The following is a 1,891-nucleotide window of genomic DNA, read 5'->3' on the forward strand; positions in this document are numbered from 1 at the left end:
GTATGACCGACACCTCGCCTCTGACTCCCGCGAAGCCGCTCGCCGAGCGGCTGCTCACCGAGTTACGGGTCGAGATCGCGCGCGCCGACAGCAAGGCGTCCGTGCTGGTGGCCGCCCTGGGCGTGACCGCGGGCGTGTTCAGCGGACTGCTGGCGGGCGGTGTCTGGACTCCGGACACTCTCTCCGCGCCCGGCACGACCGCCTGGTGGACCGGGACGCTGGCCCTCGTCCTCGCGCTGTTCGCCCTGCTGATGGCGGTGCTGCCGCGCTACCGCACCAGAGGCTGGGCGCCCGGGCAGCCTCTCTCGTACTTCGGCGACATCCACCAGGCCGCGCGGAGCGGCCGGCTGGAGACGGCGCTCATCGAGACCGAACGCACCTCGGCCGCCGCGCTGGTGACGGCCCTGACCGAGACCAGCCGGATCGCGGCACGCAAGCACCGGTGGATCCGGATCGGCCTGATCGCCTTCTGCTCGGGCGCGTTGCTGATCCCGGGCTCGCTGCTGATCGGCTGACCGACCGGTTCCCCACCACCACCCGCTCTCCGTACACCGCTCACCGCTCACTACGAGGACCGACCGATGACACAACCGCCGGAACCCGTCTACCCCCAGGTCCCGGACCTGGGTACGCCACCTGCACCGCCGCCCTACCCGCAGGCGCCCAGCTACCCACAGGCCCCCGCGTATCCCCAGGCGCCCGCATACCCGTCCCCGCAGGAGCCGTCCTACCCTCAGGTCCCCGCACCGCCGCAGAGGACGCAGACGGCGCAACCGCCGCCGATACCTCCCGCGCCGCCCGTCGTCCCCACCGTCCCCGTCACGCCGCCCGCCGCACCCACCACGCCGCCGGCCACGCACCCTCACCACCTCACCCTCGACCAGCGCCGCGTCCATATCGCCGAGCACCAGCGCGGCGCGGACGCCACCGCCGTCGGCAGTCTGCTGCTCCATCTGCCGAACTTCCTGTGCAGCCTGTTCGTGGTCGCCCTGCCCTCCCCGCTCCTGGGCGGCTTCGGCATCCCGCTGATCCTCATCTGGCTGGCCAGCGGCGTGCTCGTCTTCCACCGGCCGACCGAGAGCGTCATCGCCCGGCGGCTGCTGGGCCTGCGCCATCCGCTGCTTCAGGAACGGGCCGTGCTCGAACCGGTCTGGCGCGAGGTCACCGCCCGTGCCGGTGTCGAGGCGGATACCTACGAGCTCTGGATCGAGGACAGCGACAGCCTCAACGCGGTCGCGGCGGCCGGTCATATCGTCGGTGTCACCCGGTTCGCGATGCACCAGTTGCCCAACGGAGAGCTGGCCGCGGTCCTCGCCCATGAGCTCGGCCACCATGTCGGAGGCCATACTTGGTCGTCGCTGCTCGGCCACTGGTACGCGCTGCCCGGCCGGATGGCCTGGCGGTTCCTGCGCGCGTTCTTCCGGGTCGTCCTCGCCGTCTCGCGCGCCTTCTCCTGCTTCGGCGTCGCCATCGTGCTGCTGGTCTTCGGCGCCTTCGCCGAGGCCACGATCAGCTCGCTGTACGGGCTTCCGCTGCTCGTGCTCGCCATGCCGTACGCGCTGGCCGCCGTCGGCCGCCGCGCCGAGCTACGGGCCGACCAGCACGCGGCTGCTCTCGGCTTCGCGCCGATGCTCGCGGCCGTGCTCCACAAACTTCATCTGGCGGAGCAGCAGCGGGAGGCCATGGCCATGGAGCGGCGCGGCGGTGTTCCCGTACAGGAGAGCGCCCTGTCGAAGCTGCTCTCGTCCCATCCGGACCACTACACCCGGCTGCACCACCTCCAGCCGTATCTCCAGCCTCAGCCATACCCTCAGCACCGCTGAGCCGGGCAGGGGCACGCACGGTCCCGGACATGCCGGAGGGCGGCCACCCGTACGGATGGCCGCCCTCC

2 protein-coding genes are annotated in these 1,891 nt (G+C 71.9%); both read left to right on the plus strand.

Annotated features, from left to right (window positions below; genetic code table 11):
- Positions 1-2 precede the first annotated feature (2 nt).
- Entirely contained in the window at positions 3-515 is a 513-nt protein-coding gene (locus GA0115259_RS33210) for a Pycsar system effector family protein (RefSeq protein WP_093603825.1), read from the plus strand.
- A 66-nt stretch (positions 516-581) separates the two neighbouring features.
- Positions 582-1,823 carry a M48 family metalloprotease gene (locus GA0115259_RS33215; RefSeq protein WP_093603827.1) on the plus strand — a complete coding sequence of 414 codons (1,242 nt, stop codon included), beginning with the start codon at positions 582-584 and terminating at the stop codon, positions 1,821-1,823.
- The last annotated feature ends 68 nt before the right edge of the window (positions 1,824-1,891 follow it).

The organism is Streptomyces sp. MnatMP-M17, from assembly GCF_900091995.1.
Classification (GTDB): domain Bacteria; phylum Actinomycetota; class Actinomycetes; order Streptomycetales; family Streptomycetaceae; genus Streptomyces.